Raw genomic sequence first — 19,043 nt, forward strand, 5'->3', positions numbered from 1 at the left:
ATACAAACTTACGATGACGTAATTTTAATTCTCAATTCTCAATTCTCAATTCTCAATTAACAATTGTCAATTCTCTATTATCAATTAAAAAAGAGACGCATTGCGTCTCTTTTTGCATAATCTTCTGGCAAAAGATTCAAAATTATTGTTGTAGAAATTTTTAATAAGCTAGTGGAACAAGTGTATTATCTTCCAATCGAACAGGGACGGATTTCACGGTTGTGAAGCCATCGTCTTTCGAAATTATCTGCGACAAGTCGATTCCTTTTCGCGAGAAAGCTGTAATAATTGCTGTTCTAAATGTTGCTTTTGCTGAACCCCAACCTTTTCCTTTTACAGTTTCATTGTTGAGTTGGATAAGTTCTTCAATCGAATAATTGCTGAATTTTTCGATTAAGTGTTGATACAAGTGTACAGTTGTGTTTGACATACAATTTAAAATTTAAAAGGTTAAACCATAAATTGTATCCAGAAACTTTTTAGGGAAAATAAGCGTTGTTTAGTACGTTTATTTTGGCACGAAACCCGTATTATCTTACCACCGCGGTGACTTCACTCGGTTGGTATTGCGTACTGCAATTCTGAATACTCTACAAATATAGTAGACTTTATTTTAAACTTAAAAATAAAATTAAAATATTTTCATTTTGACACTTACTCTGTCAAAATGTCTTAAAGAATTCTTTTGGAACGTACCTTGATAAATCTTATGCGTAAAATTTAAACTGAAAAATTAAAAATATATGAGCACAGAAAAAGGCACTATTTCGATTCATACCGAGAATATATTTCCGGTAATCAAAAAATTCCTTTACTCAGATAATGAGATATTCCTTCGTGAACTTGTTTCCAATGCGGTCGATGCTTCACAAAAAATCAAACGTCTTTCTTCTTTAGGTCAATTCAATGGCGAGGTGGGAGAGTTGGTTGTTGACGTAAAATTCGATGAAGAAGCAAAAACGATTACCATTTCGGATAACGGTATTGGTATGACTGCCGAAGAGATCAAAAAATATATCAACCAAATCGCATTCTCTGGTGCAACAGAATTTATGGAAAAATTCAAAGAGGCTAATGATGCAAATGAAATCATTGGTCGCTTTGGTTTAGGTTTCTACTCGGCATTTATGGTGGCTGATAAAGTAGAGATTGATTCATTATCTTACCAAGATGGGGCAGAGGCTGCACACTGGGTGTGTGATGGTAGTACTTCATACGAAATCTCAGTGGGTACACGTACTACTCGTGGTACGGATGTAATCTTGCACATCAACGAAGACTCAAAAGAGTTCTTAAGCAAGTTCAGATTGCAAGAAATCTTAGACAAATACGCTAAATTCTTGCCTGTACAAGTTCGTTTCGGAACGAAAACTTCTTCTGAACCAGATGGCGAAGACGAAGAAGGTAAACCAAAATACAAATCGGTAGAAGTTGATAATATCATCAACAATACGAATCCAGCTTGGACAAAAGCACCATCCGAATTAAAAGACGAAGATTATTTGGCATTCTACCGTGAATTATATCCAAATACATTTGACGAGCCTTTGTTCTGGATTCATCTAAATGTAGACTATCCGTTCAATCTAACTGGTATTCTTTACTTCCCTAAAATCAAGAATGAATTAGAAATCCAACGCAATAAAATCAAATTGTACTCCCGTCAGGTGTTTATCACGGATGAGGTGAAGGATATCGTTCCTGAATATTTGATGTTGTTGCATGGTGTGATTGATTCTCCAGATATTCCATTGAACGTATCGCGTTCGTTCTTGCAGGCGGATGGTAATGTGAAGAAAATTAGCAATTACATTACGAAGAAAGTAGCAGACAAATTGCAAGAAATCTTCAAATCAGATCGTAAAGGTTTTGAAGAAAAATGGAATGATATCGGTCTATTCATCAAATACGGTATGTTGAGCGAAGAGAAATTTGCGGATAAAGCAAATGAATTCTGCTTGGTAAAAAATACTGAAGGTGAAAACTTTACCATCAAAGAATACTACGAGAAAGTAAAAGATATCAATGCGGACAAAGACGGTAATATCGTTTACTTATATACGTCGGATGCTGCACAACAAGATGGTTTTATCGCTAATGCAAAAGCAAAAGGCTATGATGTATTAGTATTAGATGGGCCATTGGATACACACTTTGCTTCTTATTTGGAACAAAAAGGTGGCGAGAAAGTACAATTGAAACGTGTGGATTCGGATGTAATCGATAAGTTGATTAAAAAAGATGAAAAAATTGAGTTGACTTTATCGGAAGAAGAAAGCAAAAAAGCTTCTGAATTATTCACAAAAGCAATCAGCCGTACCGATATGAATGTGCAGGTAGAAGCGTTGGCAGCGGACGAATTGCCAGTATCAGTAACTTTGGATGAGTTTATGCGTCGTATGAAAGATATGGCAAAAACGGGTGGCGGTATGGGCTTCTATGGCAACTTACCAGACAACTACAAAGTAACGGTGAACGGTAACCATCCATTAGTAAAACGTATCGTTGAAAGCTCGGAAGAAGAAGCCGAGAAATTAGCAAAACAAGCCTTCGACTTGGCTTTATTGTCTCGCGGATTGTTGACAGGAGCGGATTTAACATCCTTTGTTAAGCGTAGCGTAGAGATGATTTAATGCAAATCAAAAAATAATTCCTTAATCCTCATTGTGTTATTGCATAATGAGGTTTTTTTGTGTAGAAATATTTGCATACAATACGGTTTTCTACTACTTTTGTAGCACAAACACGGTAGGTATAGCTCAGTTGGTTAGAGCACTAGATTGTGGTTCTAGGGGTCGTCGGTTCGAGCCCGATTACTTACCCGCTTCTAAAGGCTTCTCAGAAATGAGAGGCTTTTTTTGTTTACCTAAATTACTCCTTAAAGCATATTGTTAATTAATAAATTAGAAAAGTGATAGTCCCTATTTTAATTTATAAAGTTTGCTGTATATTCATGACGGTAATTCCGAAACGGAATGCCTTATAATCAAATAACCTAATACAGTATGAGTACTTATCTTACTAATTTTAAAAATCTTCGTAAAGAATTAAAATACATTCTGTACATATCAATAATAATTATTTTTTTTATTGAATTTATTGGATATAGCTATGATGAAATTTTCCCTAGTGCTTATACATTTTCTAATATAATATTAAAAATATGTTACTCTTATGTAGCCTCCTTAATTTTTTATTATTTATTCGTACACTATAAAAGACAAGATGATAAAAGAAAATATTATGAAGTATTATCATCAAAATTAAACAAATTAATAAAAGATCATAATAGTGTTTTTGAAAAAATTGCTAGTATAAATGGTGTAAATGATGATGCAATGGATGAGATGAAGAAAGTTTAAAAATATTCCTTAAAAAAATAGGACTTTATCAAAAATATGATGGTGTATTTGTTGCAAATGTTGGACGCATTGATTGGAAAACGCGCTTAACAATAATTTCCAAAACTAGTACTAGAAATATTGAAAATATATATCTTCATTCATCTATTTTAGAAGTTGAATTGATACAGTTATTAGAAAAAGTTATCAATAATGGTTTATTTCAAACTTTAATAAGTTTTGAGAATATTAGATTAAGTAATGAAAATTTTGAAGATTTTTATAAAGATTTCTATAGTTATAGGTTATCAATCAAAAATTTAAGAATTTACAAAGAAAAAGAAATTGATATGTACATTTTATGATGATGTTAAAAAAATCTAAATCATCAAATTTAAAAATTTCTTTGCTTACTATATCTTAATTAAAATCATATAAATTTTCTTCACTCCAATTTGGATATTTAATTGTAAAAATATCACCAATAGTAGCATAAAATGAATCAAGTTCACCTGAAATCCAAAAATTAAAGTCTTTCATTTCAAGGATTTTAGTAAATTATGATTATTTATTAGCCTAAAATTTTTATTCTGCTATTGCAGTAAATGCGTTTTTTACTATCTTTGCATCAACAAAACACGGTAGGTATAGCTCAGTTGGTTAGAGCACTAGATTGTGGTTCTAGGGGTCGTCGGTTCGAGCCCGATTACTTACCCTCCCCAAAGCTTCAAGAATTTTCTTGAAGCTTTTTTGGTTTTTAAAAAAAAATTAATTTTACTTTTGAGCAATCACAACCATTATTAGCACGCTAACGAAATTTTTTTAAGCAGCATCTTACTTTTGAGAAACAAAAATACACACTAATTATGTCTTTAATTATCAAAGAAGGCAAGAGGAAATATGTCGTTCCCTCTATTGTCTTAGCAGAATGTTTCGCAGAAGAATCTCTCTGTACGTCTTCAGCTACAGTAACTTTTGGAAATCCTGGTCAAGATTTTAGTCCAGATATTGAGGATTGGAATGCTGGTTCACAAAGTAACAGTACCTATGAGTTTTAACTAAAACCAAACTTAATTATTAAAAATTTTTATGAATAATATTTGTTCTGATACAATAAAATCTATTGTAGTTGTTTTAGTTTGTTTTCTTGTTTTCGGTTGTGAAAAAACATATAATTCACAGGAAATAACTACTAATGCTGTACTGCAATTTACCGTTTATGGGATAAAAGAAGATCTTCCAGATGCAAATGCTTCTTTATATACGAAAAATGGATCTCCAATAAATAACTTTCAGTATAAGGAGTATGACGATATTAGCACGCTGAGCTACTTTGAAACGGAAGATAATCGAAAATCCATTGCAAAAAATTTAATGGCTTCGACAAAAATGTCGCCAGGGATAAAATATAGAGTGGAATTATTCGAAGTGAATGGAGATACCGAGAATCATTGGCGTACACTTAATTTAACTTCTAATGCTTCCGTCACCCTTACAGACACGATAGGAGTAGTACATGGCAAGACCTACAAATGGTATGCATATTCTTATAATACTCAAGATAATATTACAGTGCCAGCTAAGTCTTTAGATATTTCTATGGGGATAAATAAAGATTTTCTGTTTGCTAGTAATCAGCTGACGATTAATCAATATGGCAATACACCAATTAGTATTCTTTTTCAGCGGAAGACAGCTCGTCTGGCTGTAGATATAGACACTCGAGGAGCGAATGCGCATAATATTTTTAATCTTCAAGTAGTCTTCCCTTCGGGAATTATCAAGACGGGAAACTTTAACTTAAGAAACCAAACTGTCTCTGCTGTTACGAATGTGAATGCCGAGACTCTTACATTAAATACTTCAGGTTTCGTGAATGTAGGTGGGGGCTATAGAAAAGTTGCTTATCTCCATAGTGTTGAAGCTATTTCTCGTCCAGGGGATAATTCCTTATCTATTACTGTACCGACAATAACTTATACAGTGTCTAATGGATTAGCTGGAACGACTAATAATGTGACCTCTACAAAAACATCTCTTCCATTTAGTTTTTCGAATGTAACTGTAGGTATTGGGGAAGTGGAAGTTTAAAAGCAGATTTATTAGCGAAAGGTATTACATATAATACTGTAGAGTGGGCGCCTGCCAATTTATACAGGCATGATACAGTATCTACGCATCGGTATAGATTTTATCCGCATAATAATCAGACTACGGATTATAGAACACTATTTTCATTTAGAGGATATGTTCCTTTACAATTAGCGACTAGGACGGCTACACCAATTGATGCTTGTAGCTTAGTCTATCCGTATAAACGATGGAAGACGCCAAGCAATAGTGATTTTAGCAAAGCGAGTATGGTTACATCTAGCGGTCTCGTAGGTAATATTTTAGATTTATTGATTCAGATATTACTAGGTGGAAATGTTAGTAATTCATATGCAGAATTTAATTCTACCCTTCCGAATAATAGAATGGGCTACGGTTCACCAGGGGGATTGGTTTTTCCTTTAAATGGATATCTCCCAAGTTTTTCTCTTGTTAATTTTCCTACTAGTTTAGATGATGCTCAACCATTACTTTCACTTTCACTTTTTGAAACATTTGAGTCAGGTGGGATTTTATACAATTCGGGGCATCTGTGGACTTTTGATCCTACTATTGACTTAGGTCTTGGTGGTGTCATCAACGTAGCTACTGTTGGAGCTCAGCATTATCTTGCATTGACATATCCAGCGAGAGAAGTGTTGCTTGTTCCTGTATCAGAAGATCGAAAAGCTGTTACTACGACGGATTTACTAAATATTTCCTTGTTGAATAATACGCTTGGTATAATATCTTCTAGTTTTAAAAATGTACGTTGTATTCGTGATTCTAATTATGAAAATATTATAAAAAGTCCGTCGTATAAGCCCGAGGTCCAGTATGATAATTTGCCTCGGACATATTCAAAAAAAGATTTACTTAATTTAGGAATAGCACTGTAATTAATTAGAAGGAATAAAATTAATTAACCAATAATCAGTTAGTTGTACTTAATTGATAAAAGCGAGACAAAAAAAGTTTCGCTTTTGTTGTTTTATAAAATATACTTTGCTAAGTTTTGTATAAATGTGTTAGGATTTGTTGATTTGCTCTCAACTGATTTTAAAAATATAAGGCTTTTTCGTACTAGTTCTTAGAATCCCATTTTAATAAGTTATAATCCAGAACCCAATTATTAAATTAAATACTATCGAATTAGATATTAATTCAAATTTGGGCTCTTAGGAAAATTTGCGACATGAGCATATTTCGGTCCTAAGCTAATTAAAGCTTGTTTCCAAAGATCTTCGCCGTCGGTTATGAAGGTTAATTCTGTGCTGAATTTATTATGTACAGCCCATGAATTTTGATTTATCTCTTCACCCAACTGTCCTGCTGTCCAACCCGAATACCCTAAAAAGAATTTGATTTCGTCCGTAGATAAATAGCCTTCATTAATCATCATTATGGCTTGATCAAAATCTCCACCCCAATATATATCTTCGTAAATATGGGTGCTATCTGGAATTTTATCTATTGCTCGGTGCAGAAAGAATACCGCATTATTCTGCACAGGACCACCAATGTAAAGCGGGAAATCTACGACTTCTATATCCATAACATCAGAAAGTAGAAGCTGTGAGCGATGATTCAAAATCATACCTACAGTACCATCTTCATTATGTTCACAAAGTAAAACTACAGAACGCTCGAAGTTTGGATCTAGCATGAAGGGCTCAGATAGTAACAAACTACCTTGTTTTGGCGTATGTGCATTGAACATAGTTAGTTTCCGTATTTGTTATAGCTAAATCTACAAAAAAAATGATAACCGAAAGATAAAATTCCATCTTTTAATCGACTTTGTAGGTAGATTTTTATAACGCTTTTAGTAAGTTTGTGATAAAGTTAACAAAGTATTCATGGCGATAGAACATAAAGATATAGCAGCGATACGTGAAGATTATTCAAAAGGATCTTTGTCGGAAAACGATACCTTACAGAATCCTTTCGAACAGTTTCAATTGTGGTTTAATCAAGCATTGGATTCTCATGTGTTAGAACCAAATGCAATGGTATTAGGGACTATAAATGAAGCTGGTTATCCATCGACACGTGTAGTCTTGCTAAAGGATCTGAAAGCGGATGGATTGAGTTTTTTTACAAATTATACGAGTCAAAAAGGACAAGATATAGCACGACAATCTAAAGTGAGCTTATTGTTTTTCTGGGGTGAGCTACAAAGACAGGTACGTATCGAAGGAGAAGTGAGTTTTTTGCCTGCCGAAGATTCGGATGAATATTTTGCATCGCGACCAAAAGGAAGTCAAATAGGTGCATGGTCTTCTCCACAATCTCAAATTATTGCAAATAGAGAAGTGTTAGAAAGTAATGTGCTGAACAAAGAGCAGGAGTATAAAGATTTGGAAAATATTCCACGACCTGAATTTTGGGGTGGGTATTTGGTAAAACCTGTTCGCTTTGAATTCTGGCAAGGAAGAAGTTCAAGACTGCATGATCGTATAGTTTATCGTAAAGAGCATAATGTTTGGACTAAAAATAGATTAGCGCCATGATAGAAAATTTAGTGAATGACCTCCAGCAAAAGTTTGGAGAGTCTAAGATAAGTTTAGTAGAAGGTGCTAAACAAGATACCATCATTGTTAGTGAAGATATCCTCACTGAGCTTTGTCTTTATTTACGTGATTCGCCATCATACTATTTTGATTTTCTGGCTAATATTTCCGCTGTGGATTATCATCCTGAAAATCGCTTTGCCCTAGTGTATAATTTGGCTTCGTTACCTTATCAAACTCAGATGACTATTCGCGTAGAATTGACTGTTGAAAATCGTACTGCAGAAAATCTTCCAGAAATACCTTCAGTAGCTAGCGTATGGCGTACTGCGGATTGGCATGAACGAGAAGCCTTTGATTTGATGGGGATATATTTTACAGGACATCCTGACTTACGACGTATCTTGCTTCCTGATGATTGGGAAGGCTTTCCATTGCGCAAGGATTATGAAGATGCAGAGTCATACCACGGTATCCCAATAAAAGGAGAATAATATGCTGGAAAAATACAATCAAGGATATCAAAAATATATAGACAAAATAGCCAGCGTAGGTTCTACCGAAATGGTTATTAATATGGGGCCACAACATCCATCTACGCATGGTGTGTTGCGTTTGGAGCTCATTACAGATGGTGAGATTGTTAAAGATGTGATTCCTCATTTAGGTTATTTACATCGTTGCTTTGACAAGCATGCAGAGTCAATGAGTTATGGTAAATCCATTCCATTTACGGACAGATTGGATTATTTGGCTTCTATGAATAATAGCCACAGCTTCGTAATGGGGGTGGAGCGAATGTTAGGAATCGAAGATAAATTACCAAAGCGTGTGGAATATATTCGCGTACTGGTATGTGAATTGAATCGTATTGCTTCGCATTTAATTGCTGTCGGGACCTATGGGATTGATATAGGTGCATTCACACCTTTCTTGTGGTGTTTTAGAGATCGTGAGCATATTATGAATATGCTGGAGTGGGCATCGGGATCTCGTATGCTATACAACTATATTTGGGTAGGAGGCTTATTTTACGATTTACCTGTAGGTTTTGAAGAGCGATGCGTGGATTTTGTCAAGTACTTTAGACCTAAATTGGACGAATTGGATGAGATTCTGACTAATAACGAAATATTTATTCAACGTACCGCTAATATTGGAGTTCTACCGGCGGAGGTAGCTATAAATTATGGCTGTTCTGGTCCTATGTTAAGAGCAAGTGGTATTAAATGGGATTTAAGACGTGTTGATGGCTATTCTGTTTATCCAGAATTGGATTTCGAGATTCCAGTAGGTCAAGGTTTAGCAGGAACTGTAGGCGATTGTTGGGACCGTTATAAAGTTCGGGTAGATGAAATGCGTGAGTCCCTAAAGATAATTGAGCAATGTTTGGATAGGTTAATGTCGGACTTTGCGCGTTTGCCTGATTTTGATCCCAGAGCTTTAGTGCCTAAAAAAGTAAACTTAAAGGCACAATCATATTATGTAAGATCAGAAAACCCAAAAGGAGAGTTAGGATTCTATTTCGAAACACAAGACAAATCTGATATTCCAAGACGTGTTAAAGCACGTGGTCCAAGTTTTAATAATTTATCCGTTCTTCCTGAATTAGGCAAAGGAGTATTAATTGCTGATCTAATAGCAATTTTAGGATCCATTGATATTGTATTAGGAGAAGTGGATCGATAAGGAATAAAAACGCAAAAAAACGCATAAAAAATTTGCATAGTAAACTAAATTTTGTACTTTTGTAGTCTCATAATTTAAGTTTATAATTGGTTAATAGGAGAGTCTACAACAGCCCTGTTGTAGGCTCTTTCTTTTTTTAGATACTCTGCTTTATTTTTTTTATATTCAAATCAGATAACCAATACTTATTTCCATGAGACGTCTACTATTATTCTTTTTCGTAATAGTGAATTTTCAACTCGCCATTGGACAAGTTTGGTTGTTGCCTTCCGAAAAGACGCAATGTGTTATTCCTTTCGAAATTATTAACAATCTCATCGTCGTCTCCGTGAAACTGAATGCGGAACCGCTTACATTTATCTTAGATAATGGTGTTAAAGAGACCTTATTATTTGGTGAGGTGGATTCTCTACGCCTAAAAAATACATCAGCGTTTACTTTTCAAGGTTTTGGAATTGGCAAACCCATCAGTGGTCTGATGTCCAGACATAATAGATTGGAAATAGGTTCTGCTGTAGATACTTCGCATCACTTATATGTAATAACGGATACCGCATTTAATCTTTCTAAAAATATAGGTGTACACATTCATGGCATTTTGGGTAGTGCGTTTTTTCGAACCAATGGAGTGGCAATAGATTATATAAAGAAAAAGATCGTTATAGCGCGCAATGTGGATGATTTGGGCATTAATATCGCAAAATATACCGCTTATCCAATTTCTATTGAAAATGATCGTGCTTATAGTATTGTTGATTTTGTCACACCGAAAAATACGTATACACAACAGAAATTGCTTTTGGATTTAGGAAATTCAGATCCAATGATGCTGTTTGCTCCGGAATTAGAAAATTATACTATTGCCAAGCCTTATATTCGTGACTATTTGGGTTTTGGTTTTAATGGAGCAGTGTTTGGGCTTAAAAATAGAATTTCAAAATTAATAATAGGAGACTATACTATTCCCTTGCCTATAGTATCCTATCCAGATACAAATAGTTATGATCGAGAAAGAATAGTAAAAGGAAGAGTTGGTTCGATTGGTAATCAAATATTGAGTCGATTTTATGTGATTTTGGATTATACCAACGGGACAGTCTATTTACGAACAAATCGAAATTTCAAGAAGCCTTATACCTTGGATATGAGTGGTCTGGAAATAGTACATTCGGGTTTTGAATTTGTACGACATCGGGTTACAAATTTTGTGGAAAGAGGGAATGAAGGGGGTACTACAATCAATTTTAGCACAGAAGTGAATTACCTTATAGAATTACATGCTAGCTATGTTATTGATCAGGTCCGGCCAAATTCTCCTGCAGAAAATGTGGGTATCAAAGTAGGGGATAAGCTAACTAAAATAAATGGACGTAAGGTAGGAAAAATGAAGTTACAAGATATTAAAAACAAACTGCAAGCAGGTGAGGATAAGTTGGTCAAGATTGAGATTGAACGGGAAAACAAAAAGATGGTTGTGGAGTTTAGGTTAGAAGATCCTCTGTCCCTAGCTAAAGAATAACTAGCTGCAAGAGACTACGCTCTCACAACTAGTCCTTTATAAATAGTTAATCAAGTGGGCGCATAAAATTCATTAATGCTCGGTCATGGTTGTTGACTATTTTGGATTCATTATCAAAATACATAGTCACGCCATTCTCTGCAGTATATGGATCCCATTTCGGTAAAACCCCATCTACATTTGGATTACCGTGCTTAGCAAAATTCAACCATGCTGAACTCATCTTATCTGAAAGTTTCCAAGCTTCTGCCGTATTACCTGTCCAGTCTGGTCTCAAGTCCACATTATAGAAAGCTAATGGAATATCAAGTCCGTGAAAAGAACCTTTTGTCGAATCTTCTACACCGCTTTTCCAAGCTAAGAAATAAGCATATACAGGTGTGGTAGTTTCTTTAGAACGTGCATCGGCTGTACGAATGGTAAAAGGTCTAAATACTACATCAACAGAAAGTAAATCCTGTGGCGTAAAGTCGGGATAAGCGGTTTTATATAAATTGATGAATTCCTCTGTTTTTTCGCCATATGTTTTTTCCAAACGCTTTTTAGCCTCTTCCAATGTTAAATTCTTTTCGGCATATGCTACTGGCATCATTTCATTTAAAGTAGAACCAATCATTACAGGAATATCTTTGGAGATATCTGCAAATCCAGGACTGAATGGTTGTTGTAACAAAACATCACCATCCGCCGAAGGCGCAAAGCCAAACATAGTTGGATTGCCCGGTTGGCGAGGACCACCGGAAAGTTGAGCTACAGCGTCATTACCAGCTTTTACAAGACGGAAGTAATCTACTGTGTCTAATTTATCCAATTCATTATTTGCGATGCCTAGTTTTTCTAACACAGCATTTCCTAATGCTTGAGATTTTTCTTTCGTCATGGTATTAATTAAAGTACCACTTTGAATAATAGCTTTGTGGAATAATCCTTTAGCCGAAGGCATACACATTAACGTACCGACTTTGCCGCCGCCACCAGATTCCCCTACAATGGTCACATCATCTGGATTGCCACCAAATTCAGTAATATTATTTTTAACCCATTCTAATGCTTTTACAATATCGAGCATGCCTGCATTGGCAGAATGTGCATATTTATTGTCAGCAGCAGACAAATCTAAAAATCCTAATATATTAAGACGGTGGTTTACAGAAACAAATACGATATCACCTTTTTTAGCCATCGCTTCTCCGTAAGTCATAGGGTCATTGCTGCTTCCCACAAAGAAACCACCCCCATGTAACCATACCATCACGGGTCTTTTTTTCTTGTCTTTAAGACCTTGTGTCCACACATTGACACTAAATAGTTTTTTTTCATCCATCGTAGAATCAGGAATCCATGCTACGATTTGTTTGGCTACAGGTCCAAATTTGTCGCACACTAAAGTGTCGCTCCAAGCATCAGGATCTTGTGGAGATTGAAAACGTTCTGCTTTACCATAAGGAATTCCTTTGAAGGCATAAACAGTGTCTTGATAGCTACCTTTTACTATACCATAAGTCGTTTTTGCTACAGGTTCGTGGGTCTTAGTGGATGAACTGCAGGCTGTTATTAAAGAAACAACGAGTAGCCCAGCCCAAGCTAATAAGCAATTCGATTTTTTCATAGAATTTAGTTTATATGTTTTTCAATTGGTTATTGAGTAATCCAAAATTATATGGATTATGATTGCAAGAAATAGAAAATAAAGGAAACTTAATAGCTCTTTTTAACAAAATAAGGGTAAAAATGTAAAATGGGGTAGAAGGTTGTTTATTAAATAAAAATCCCCTCAAAGTCAAAACTTTGAGGGGATTTCAAACTAGAATCATGTGTATAGATTACTCGAAGTATTCTTTTATTCTTTCGAAGAATGATTTCTCACTTTTGCCTGGTTGCGGTTTGAAGTTAGCCGAACCTTTTAGTTTTTCTAAGATTTCTCTTTCTTCAGATGATACTGCTTTCGGAGTCCAGATATTCACATAGATCAATTGATCACCTTTGTGATAAGAATTTACTTCAGGAATACCTTTACCTTTTAAGCGTAAGATTTTACCACCTTGTGTTCCTGGATCGATTTTAATTTTAGCTTTACCATCGATAGTCGGGACTTCTACACTTGTACCCAAAGCTGCGTCAGCAAAATTGATATACAAATCGTAGATAACGTTGATACCATCACGTTTCAATGATTCGTGTGGTACTTCTTCTACTAAGATGATCAAGTCTCCAGGGATACCACCACGAGGCGCAGCATTACCTTTGCCACTCATAGACAATTGCATGCCTTCGCTTACACCAGCAGGGATATTGATAGAGATTGTTTCTTCACCTCTTTCTAATCCATCACCACGACAAGTCGTACATTTAGCTGTGATTTCTACACCTTCACCATTACAAGTAGGACAGGTGCTAGTAGTTTGCATTTGACCTAATATCGTGTTGGTAACGCGTCTTACAGAACCTTGACCACCACAAGTTTTACAAGTGTGGAATGAAGATTTGTCTTTGGCACCCGTACCATCACAAGTATGACAAACGACTTGTTTATTTACTTTTACTTTTTTCTCTACGCCTTTAGCAATTTCTTCCAAAGTCAATTTGACTTTGATGCGAAGATTCGTTCCTTTTTGTACACGACGTCCGCCACGTGACCCACCGCCACCACCAAAGAAACTTTCAAATGGATTACCGCCACCAAAAATGTCACCAAACTGGCTGAATATGTCATCCATATTCATGCCACCACCAGCACCACCGCCAAATCCAGCTGAATTACCTGCATGACCAAATTGATCATATCGTGCTTTTTTGTCTGGATTGCTTAATACTTCGTAAGCTTCAGCCGCCTCTTTAAATTTCTCCTCTGCTTCTGCATTACCCGGGTTTTTGTCTGGGTGATACTTAATGGCTAACTTACGATATGCCGATTTTATTTCTGCAGCGTCAGCTTGGCGTGATACGCCAAGTACGTCATAATAATCTCTCTTTGACATTTACTTTTATATTATTGTCCAATCACTACTTTAGCGAAACGGATTACTTTCTCATTTAATGTATAACCTTTTTCCACGACATCAATTACTTTGTTTTTCATGTCCTCATTAGGAGCAGGAATAGCTGTAATTGCTTCTTGGAAATCAGCGTCAAACGCTTCGCCTACAACATTCATTTCTTTCAAACCTTCGTTTTCTAAGATTTTACGGAATTTGTTGTTTACTAATTCAACACCTTGCTTCACAGATTCCACGTCTTGTGCTGTAGCCATAGCATTCAATGCTCTGTCAAAATCATCCAATACGGTCAATAATTTTGAAATTACACCTTGACCGGCAGTTTGGATAAGTTCTACGCGCTCTTTTGATGTACGTTTTTTATAATTGTCAAATTCAGCAACCAAACGTGCATATTTGTCATTTGCTTCTGCTAATTTGTTCGAAAGAATTTCTTCTTGCGATAGCTCTGCTGCTTGCTCTTGCGCTGTTTCTTGCTCTTGATTGTTCTCGTTTTGCTCTAAATTCTCGTCTTGGATATTCTCTTTTTCGTTCATCATCACACTATTTTTAAGATATTTGAATAGCTCAAATACTTTTACCAATAATTTTGCCATTATAAAAATATCCGACACCTTGTCAGTGTTTGCTGTAAGTACACTTCCAAAATGTCGGATTACATAAGTTTTGTCAGTTTCTTAGATGCTTACATTATCGTGTAATGCGCCATCAGCAGTTTGAAGGATACGTGATGGCATATTGCGAATAATTTGGTAATCATGTGTAGCCATCAATACCGCAGTGCCCGAAGCCGCAATGTCTCGTAATAACAAGATAATTTCTTCTGAAGTCGCAGGGTCTAAGTTACCTGTTGGCTCATCGGCAAGGATAATTTCTGGATCATTCAATAATGCACGTGCAATTACAATACGTTGTTGCTCACCACCCGAAAGTTCGTGTGGCATCTTGTGTAATTTGGAACGAAGACCCACTTTTTCCAAAACATCTATCATCTTGTTTTGGATCAACTTTTTGTCTGTCCAGCCTGTAGCTTTCAGTGCAAACTCCAGGTTTTTTTCTACCGTTCTATCGTTTAATAAATGGAAATCTTGAAATACTATACCTAGCTTACGGCGTAAAAAAGGAACATCATTTTCGCGTAGTTTCTTTAAATCAAATCCAGCGACTAAACCTTCGCCATCTGCAATGTGAAGTTCGCCATAAATGATTTTCAATAAAGAACTCTTACCCGAACCCGATTGACCAATAAGATAAATAAATTCGCCGTTTCCAATCTCTAGGTTGACATTCGAAAGAACTAAGTGTTTTTGTTGGTATATATCAACGTTTTTAAGACGTATAACTGTATTGTCTGCCATTTATATTAAAGTTCAATTTTTTTAATTTGACCAAAAGGTAACTCTTGAACAATCTTCATGATTTCTTCTGCTTTGTCCTCCAAACCAATCTTCACTAATGATTTATCGGGTCTATCTACTCTGAAATATGCCAATAAAGTAAATGAATCATCACGCAATTGCACATAATCAGGGATTTTAGCTACACCTTTTACTTTTATTACATACATAGATAACAAAGTTAGAATTTTTTACCAATTGCTTACCACCCAAACGCTATTATTTCAATTTTATTGGTTGGCTGTCAAAAATTTTAAAGTATTAATGCCATCCGCATAATCATCTAACGCTGGACATTGGCTTCCGCCTAATGAAAATAGGGGAGATTCTATATTTAAATGCGCTAAAGATGTAACACATTGGATGTTTTCTTTGCGAGCATTGATATAATCCTCGACTTCCTGTAAGCTTTCATATTCCTGATAGAATACTACAGCTAAAGGTGAAGCTATATTTTCATCTTTTTTCAATAACAAGAATCCATTGTCGTAGTGCTTATCACCATTCACCAAATAAATTGACTTGTTGTAGTCGTAATTATTATTGTATTTATAATGATCTTTAATAGGGCTATGTTGCTCTATGGCTTCAAAGAAAGTTGCAATAGGGTAGTCTTTTGGGATAAATAATTTAGATACCGAACGACATCCCAATCCAAAATAGTCAAAAATATCATTACCCAATTGCATCAATTGTTCTGTTGTTTCATTACCGGTTAATACCGCAATAGAATTTCTGTTTTTACGGATAATATTTGGTTTGCTACCAAAATAGTATTCGAAATAACGTGCGGTGTTATTGGATCCTGTAGCAATCACCAAGTCAAAACCAGCTAATTTTTCTACGACTTGAATTTGATAATGGAATTGAGGTTGAATATCCACAAGCTTATTCAATACAATAGTACTTAAGCCGGCATCATCAGAAGAAAGTTTAATTTGCGCTGTGAATCCTAAAATCAAAGTGGAAAGAACATCATGAAAGCCTACCAAAGGAATATTGCCCGCTAAAACTAATCCTACTACTTTGGAAGTTTTTGTTACTTCATAGGGCGAGGTCCAGGCTTCTAATTTTTCAACGGTAAGGTTTTGTCCTATTGCTTGAAACTGTTTTAGAATATTTTCTTTGGTATACCAAGGATTGCGATTTTGTATACTTTCGATGCGCCAAAGTGTGTCCTGATCGGGTTGGAGTAACCATTCTCCCAGCTGCGAAAATGCCTTAATTCTATCGTTCTTTGTCAAAATATGTTATTTAGAATAATTCTGATAATTATTTGCTTTATCTTTGTAATGTCAAATAAGTAAAAAGCCTACTGGTTTTGTATACTTTTATTATGAAAGTTAAAAACCGATTTTTACTTTTGACGTTACAAAATTAGTTTATTTATTATAATTGTGAGGTTATAAATGGCGATAAAAATTACTGACGAATGCATTAATTGTGGGGCTTGTGAACCAGAATGTCCAAATAATGCGATATATGATGCTGGTGTTCCTTGGAAATTCTCTGATGGTACATCTTTAGACGGTGTAATTGACTTTGGAGACGGCGTTACTATTGATGCTTCAGCATCTCAAGATGCTATCTCGGATGAAGTATACTATATTGTTTCTGACAAATGTACAGAGTGTGTAGGTTTCCACGATGAGCCTCAATGTGCTGCTGTATGCCCTGTAGACTGTTGTGTAGAAGACGAAGATGTAGTAGAATCTCAAGAAGAATTATTAGCTAAAAAAGCTTGGTTACACGCTGAGTAGTAAATATATTAACGATTTATAGGAAGGCACGATTATTTAATCGTGCCTTTTTTATTTGCGTTGCATTGGTATTTTTCTATTTTTGTTAAACATTAAAATTCTACTACATGTCAAAAAAGAATGTGGGTTATCTTATGCTAATAACGATAACCATTGCCATAATAATTACCTTTTTATACGAATTTAACATTGTAAATGTCGCCCCAGGAGTAATGCTAGCTGTTCGATGGATTACAGCAGCAGTGTTAATACTTAATGGTATAGTGCGCAAAAATCTGACTACCTGGATTTTGACTTGTTTGGTATTAGGGGTGTTCGTGGGGTTAGATTTTCCAGATTTAGCCAAATCTTTACAACCTTTAAGTCAGGCTTTCATCAAGTTGGTGAAGACAATTGTAGGTCCAATCTTATTTGCTACGCTTGTTTTTGGAATTGCAGGTCACTCTGATCTAAAATCTGTAGGCCGTATGGCATGGAAATCTATGCTCTATTTCTTCTGTGCCACGACTTGTGCTATCTTCATCGGTCTAGCAGTTATTAACCTTACTAAAGCTGGCGTGGGCGTAGATGTTGCAAATATGCCTCATGAAGAATTACCGACCACATCAGCCATTACGGATTCAGATAAAAAAGCCTTGTCTCACATTGATGAAAGTGTACATGGTGTTTTTAAATTCAACACTTTTATCCGTGACTCTTTTCCTGAAAATATTGTAAAGTCAGTATACGAGAATAAAGTATTGCAAATTGTAATATTTGGGGTGATTTTCGGTATCGGCTTGGCGATGGTAGAAGAGAAGAAACGGAAACCTTTAATTGATTTTACAGAAAGTCTCTCGGAAGCCATGTTTAAGTTTACTAATCTGGTCATGCTATTTGCTCCGATTGGCGTAGGGGCTGCGATGGCATATACTGTTGGTCACTTAGGTGTCGATATTCTTAAGAATTTATTTATGCTCTTAATGAGTTTATACATAGCACTTTTAGTTTTCTTGTTTGTAGTACTACTTCCAGTAGCTTTATATTTAAAAGTTCCTATTAAGAAATTTATAGCAGCTATTAAAGAACCTGTTTCTATTGCATTTGCAACGACGAGTTCGGATGCAGCTTTACCAAAAGCAATGGAAAATATGGAACGTTTTGGTGTACCGCGTAAGATTGTATCTTTTGTGATTCCTACGGGATATAGTTTCAATTTGGATGGTACGTCGTTGTATTTGTCATTAGCCTCAATTTTCGTTGCTCAGGCAGCCGGAATTGATTTAAGCATAGGACAACAATTATTGATCGCATTTACATTGATGATTACTTCTAAAGGTGTGGCTGCAGTTCCTCGTGCTTCTTTAATTGTGCTAATTGCAACTGCAGATCAATTTGGATTACCAACGTTTGTAATTGCTGCGATTTTAGGTATTGACGAATTAATGGATATGGCAAGAACTTCCGTAAATGTAATAGGAAACTGTCTTGCTACGGTTGTAGTCTCAAAATGGGAAGGTGAGTTTGATGAGACAGCTTCACAAGATCCAGAGTTTTTGACGAAGTCTATGGATTAGAAAATTATAAATTAAATGAAAATTTATTGAGCCTCGATTTATCGGGGCTCTTTTGTTTGTTAAGGTTTTTTAATCCTAAAATTGAAGAGTTTGAAAATATTTATTCCCCATATTCCATAAGAGGAGTTTTGAGCATGCGAATAAATAATTAAGATAAGATACTGTTTGCTTAGTAACAAAC

Annotated in this window: 19 protein-coding genes, 2 tRNA genes and 1 riboswitch; of the genes, 13 read left to right on the forward strand and 8 right to left on the reverse strand. The window is 35.4% G+C overall.

The genetic code is table 11. From position 1 onward, the window contains the following. Positions 1 to 160 precede the first annotated feature (160 nt). Positions 161 to 430 (reverse strand): 5-oxoprolinase, encoded by a 270-nt coding sequence (locus G5B32_RS13685; protein WP_165292084.1) that lies wholly within the window; start codon positions 428 to 430, stop codon positions 161 to 163. Between the two features lie 69 nt (positions 431 to 499). Then, positions 500 to 594, reverse strand: a riboswitch (SAM-I-IV-variant riboswitch). Between the two features lie 149 nt (positions 595 to 743). Here G5B32_RS13685 and htpG point away from each other — a divergent pair. The 7 genes from htpG to G5B32_RS13720 all read left to right on the forward strand — a co-directional run bounded on the left by htpG (position 744) and on the right by G5B32_RS13720 (position 6,331). Continuing rightward, complete coding sequence (gene htpG / locus G5B32_RS13690) at positions 744 to 2,633, forward strand: molecular chaperone HtpG (RefSeq protein WP_165292085.1); 1,890 nt, start codon at positions 744 to 746, stop codon at positions 2,631 to 2,633. Positions 2,634 to 2,748: 115 nt separating this feature from the next. Beyond that, positions 2,749 to 2,822: transfer RNA gene (locus tag G5B32_RS13695), tRNA-His, on the forward strand. A 183-nt stretch (positions 2,823 to 3,005) separates the two neighbouring features. After that, positions 3,006 to 3,362 carry a hypothetical protein gene (locus G5B32_RS13700; RefSeq protein WP_165292086.1) on the forward strand — a complete coding sequence of 119 codons (357 nt, stop codon included), beginning with the start codon at positions 3,006 to 3,008 and terminating at the stop codon, positions 3,360 to 3,362. A gap of 620 nt (positions 3,363 to 3,982) precedes the next feature. After that, positions 3,983 to 4,056, forward strand: a tRNA-His gene (locus tag G5B32_RS13705). 151 nt (positions 4,057 to 4,207) lie between these two features. Further along, entirely contained in the window at positions 4,208 to 4,399 is a 192-nt protein-coding gene (locus G5B32_RS13710; RefSeq protein WP_165292087.1) for a hypothetical protein, read from the forward strand. Positions 4,400 to 4,430: 31 nt separating this feature from the next. Beyond that, the gene (locus tag G5B32_RS13715; protein ID WP_165292088.1) at positions 4,431 to 5,432 is read left to right on the forward strand and encodes a hypothetical protein; all 1,002 of its coding nucleotides are present in this window, start codon (positions 4,431 to 4,433) and stop codon (positions 5,430 to 5,432) included. Between the two features lie 269 nt (positions 5,433 to 5,701). Continuing rightward, a complete protein-coding gene (locus G5B32_RS13720) occupies positions 5,702 to 6,331 on the forward strand; it encodes a hypothetical protein (RefSeq protein WP_165292089.1) in 630 nt (209 codons plus the stop codon). A gap of 260 nt (positions 6,332 to 6,591) precedes the next feature. Here the strand turns inward: G5B32_RS13720 and G5B32_RS13725 are convergent, their stop codons facing one another. Next, positions 6,592 to 7,152, reverse strand: coding sequence for a YqgE/AlgH family protein (locus G5B32_RS13725; protein WP_165292090.1), 561 nt, complete (start codon positions 7,150 to 7,152; stop codon positions 6,592 to 6,594). 139 nt (positions 7,153 to 7,291) lie between these two features. Between G5B32_RS13725 and pdxH the strand changes: the two genes are divergently transcribed. The 4 genes from pdxH to G5B32_RS13745 all read left to right on the forward strand — a co-directional run bounded on the left by pdxH (position 7,292) and on the right by G5B32_RS13745 (position 11,153). After that, positions 7,292 to 7,945 carry a pyridoxamine 5'-phosphate oxidase gene (gene pdxH / locus G5B32_RS13730; RefSeq protein WP_165292091.1) on the forward strand — a complete coding sequence of 218 codons (654 nt, stop codon included), beginning with the start codon at positions 7,292 to 7,294 and terminating at the stop codon, positions 7,943 to 7,945. Next, positions 7,942 to 8,439: an NADH-quinone oxidoreductase subunit C gene (locus tag G5B32_RS13735; protein WP_165292092.1), complete on the forward strand. Its 498-nt coding sequence runs from the start codon at positions 7,942 to 7,944 to the stop codon at positions 8,437 to 8,439. Before pdxH ends, G5B32_RS13735 begins: the two co-directional genes overlap by 4 nt. A gap of 1 nt (position 8,440) precedes the next feature. Continuing rightward, positions 8,441 to 9,634: an NADH-quinone oxidoreductase subunit D gene (locus G5B32_RS13740; RefSeq protein ID WP_165292093.1), complete on the forward strand. Its 1,194-nt coding sequence runs from the start codon at positions 8,441 to 8,443 to the stop codon at positions 9,632 to 9,634. Between the two features lie 193 nt (positions 9,635 to 9,827). Next, positions 9,828 to 11,153 carry a PDZ domain-containing protein gene (locus G5B32_RS13745; RefSeq protein ID WP_165292094.1) on the forward strand — a complete coding sequence of 442 codons (1,326 nt, stop codon included), beginning with the start codon at positions 9,828 to 9,830 and terminating at the stop codon, positions 11,151 to 11,153. 46 nt (positions 11,154 to 11,199) lie between these two features. Here G5B32_RS13745 and G5B32_RS13750 read toward each other — a convergent pair whose 3' ends face one another. The 6 genes from G5B32_RS13750 to G5B32_RS13775 form a co-directional block, all read right to left on the reverse strand. Beyond that, positions 11,200 to 12,762: a carboxylesterase/lipase family protein gene (locus G5B32_RS13750; protein ID WP_165292095.1), complete on the reverse strand. Its 1,563-nt coding sequence runs from the start codon at positions 12,760 to 12,762 to the stop codon at positions 11,200 to 11,202. A 214-nt stretch (positions 12,763 to 12,976) separates the two neighbouring features. Further along, positions 12,977 to 14,131: a molecular chaperone DnaJ gene (gene dnaJ, locus G5B32_RS13755; RefSeq protein WP_165292096.1), complete on the reverse strand. Its 1,155-nt coding sequence runs from the start codon at positions 14,129 to 14,131 to the stop codon at positions 12,977 to 12,979. Positions 14,132 to 14,142: 11 nt separating this feature from the next. Next, complete coding sequence (locus G5B32_RS13760; RefSeq protein WP_165292108.1) at positions 14,143 to 14,685, reverse strand: nucleotide exchange factor GrpE; 543 nt, start codon at positions 14,683 to 14,685, stop codon at positions 14,143 to 14,145. A 141-nt stretch (positions 14,686 to 14,826) separates the two neighbouring features. Further along, positions 14,827 to 15,507: a cell division ATP-binding protein FtsE gene (locus G5B32_RS13765; RefSeq protein ID WP_165292097.1), complete on the reverse strand. Its 681-nt coding sequence runs from the start codon at positions 15,505 to 15,507 to the stop codon at positions 14,827 to 14,829. Between the two features lie 5 nt (positions 15,508 to 15,512). After that, positions 15,513 to 15,716, reverse strand: a complete 204-nt coding sequence (locus G5B32_RS13770; protein ID WP_159638101.1) for a fructose-6-phosphate aldolase — start codon at positions 15,714 to 15,716, stop codon at positions 15,513 to 15,515. Positions 15,717 to 15,776: 60 nt separating this feature from the next. Further along, complete coding sequence (locus G5B32_RS13775) at positions 15,777 to 16,790, reverse strand: acyl-CoA reductase (protein ID WP_165292098.1); 1,014 nt, start codon at positions 16,788 to 16,790, stop codon at positions 15,777 to 15,779. 165 nt (positions 16,791 to 16,955) lie between these two features. Here G5B32_RS13775 and G5B32_RS13780 point away from each other — a divergent pair, with 165 nt between their 5' ends. After that, positions 16,956 to 17,306: a 4Fe-4S dicluster domain-containing protein gene (locus tag G5B32_RS13780; protein ID WP_165292099.1), complete on the forward strand. Its 351-nt coding sequence runs from the start codon at positions 16,956 to 16,958 to the stop codon at positions 17,304 to 17,306. Positions 17,307 to 17,413: 107 nt separating this feature from the next. Beyond that, the gene (locus G5B32_RS13785; RefSeq protein WP_165292100.1) at positions 17,414 to 18,862 is read left to right on the forward strand and encodes a dicarboxylate/amino acid:cation symporter; all 1,449 of its coding nucleotides are present in this window, start codon (positions 17,414 to 17,416) and stop codon (positions 18,860 to 18,862) included. Positions 18,863 to 19,043: the final 181 nt, after the last annotated feature.

The sequence above is a fragment of the Sphingobacterium sp. SGL-16 genome (assembly GCF_011043515.1).
GTDB classification, from domain to species: domain Bacteria; phylum Bacteroidota; class Bacteroidia; order Sphingobacteriales; family Sphingobacteriaceae; genus Sphingobacterium; species Sphingobacterium litopenaei.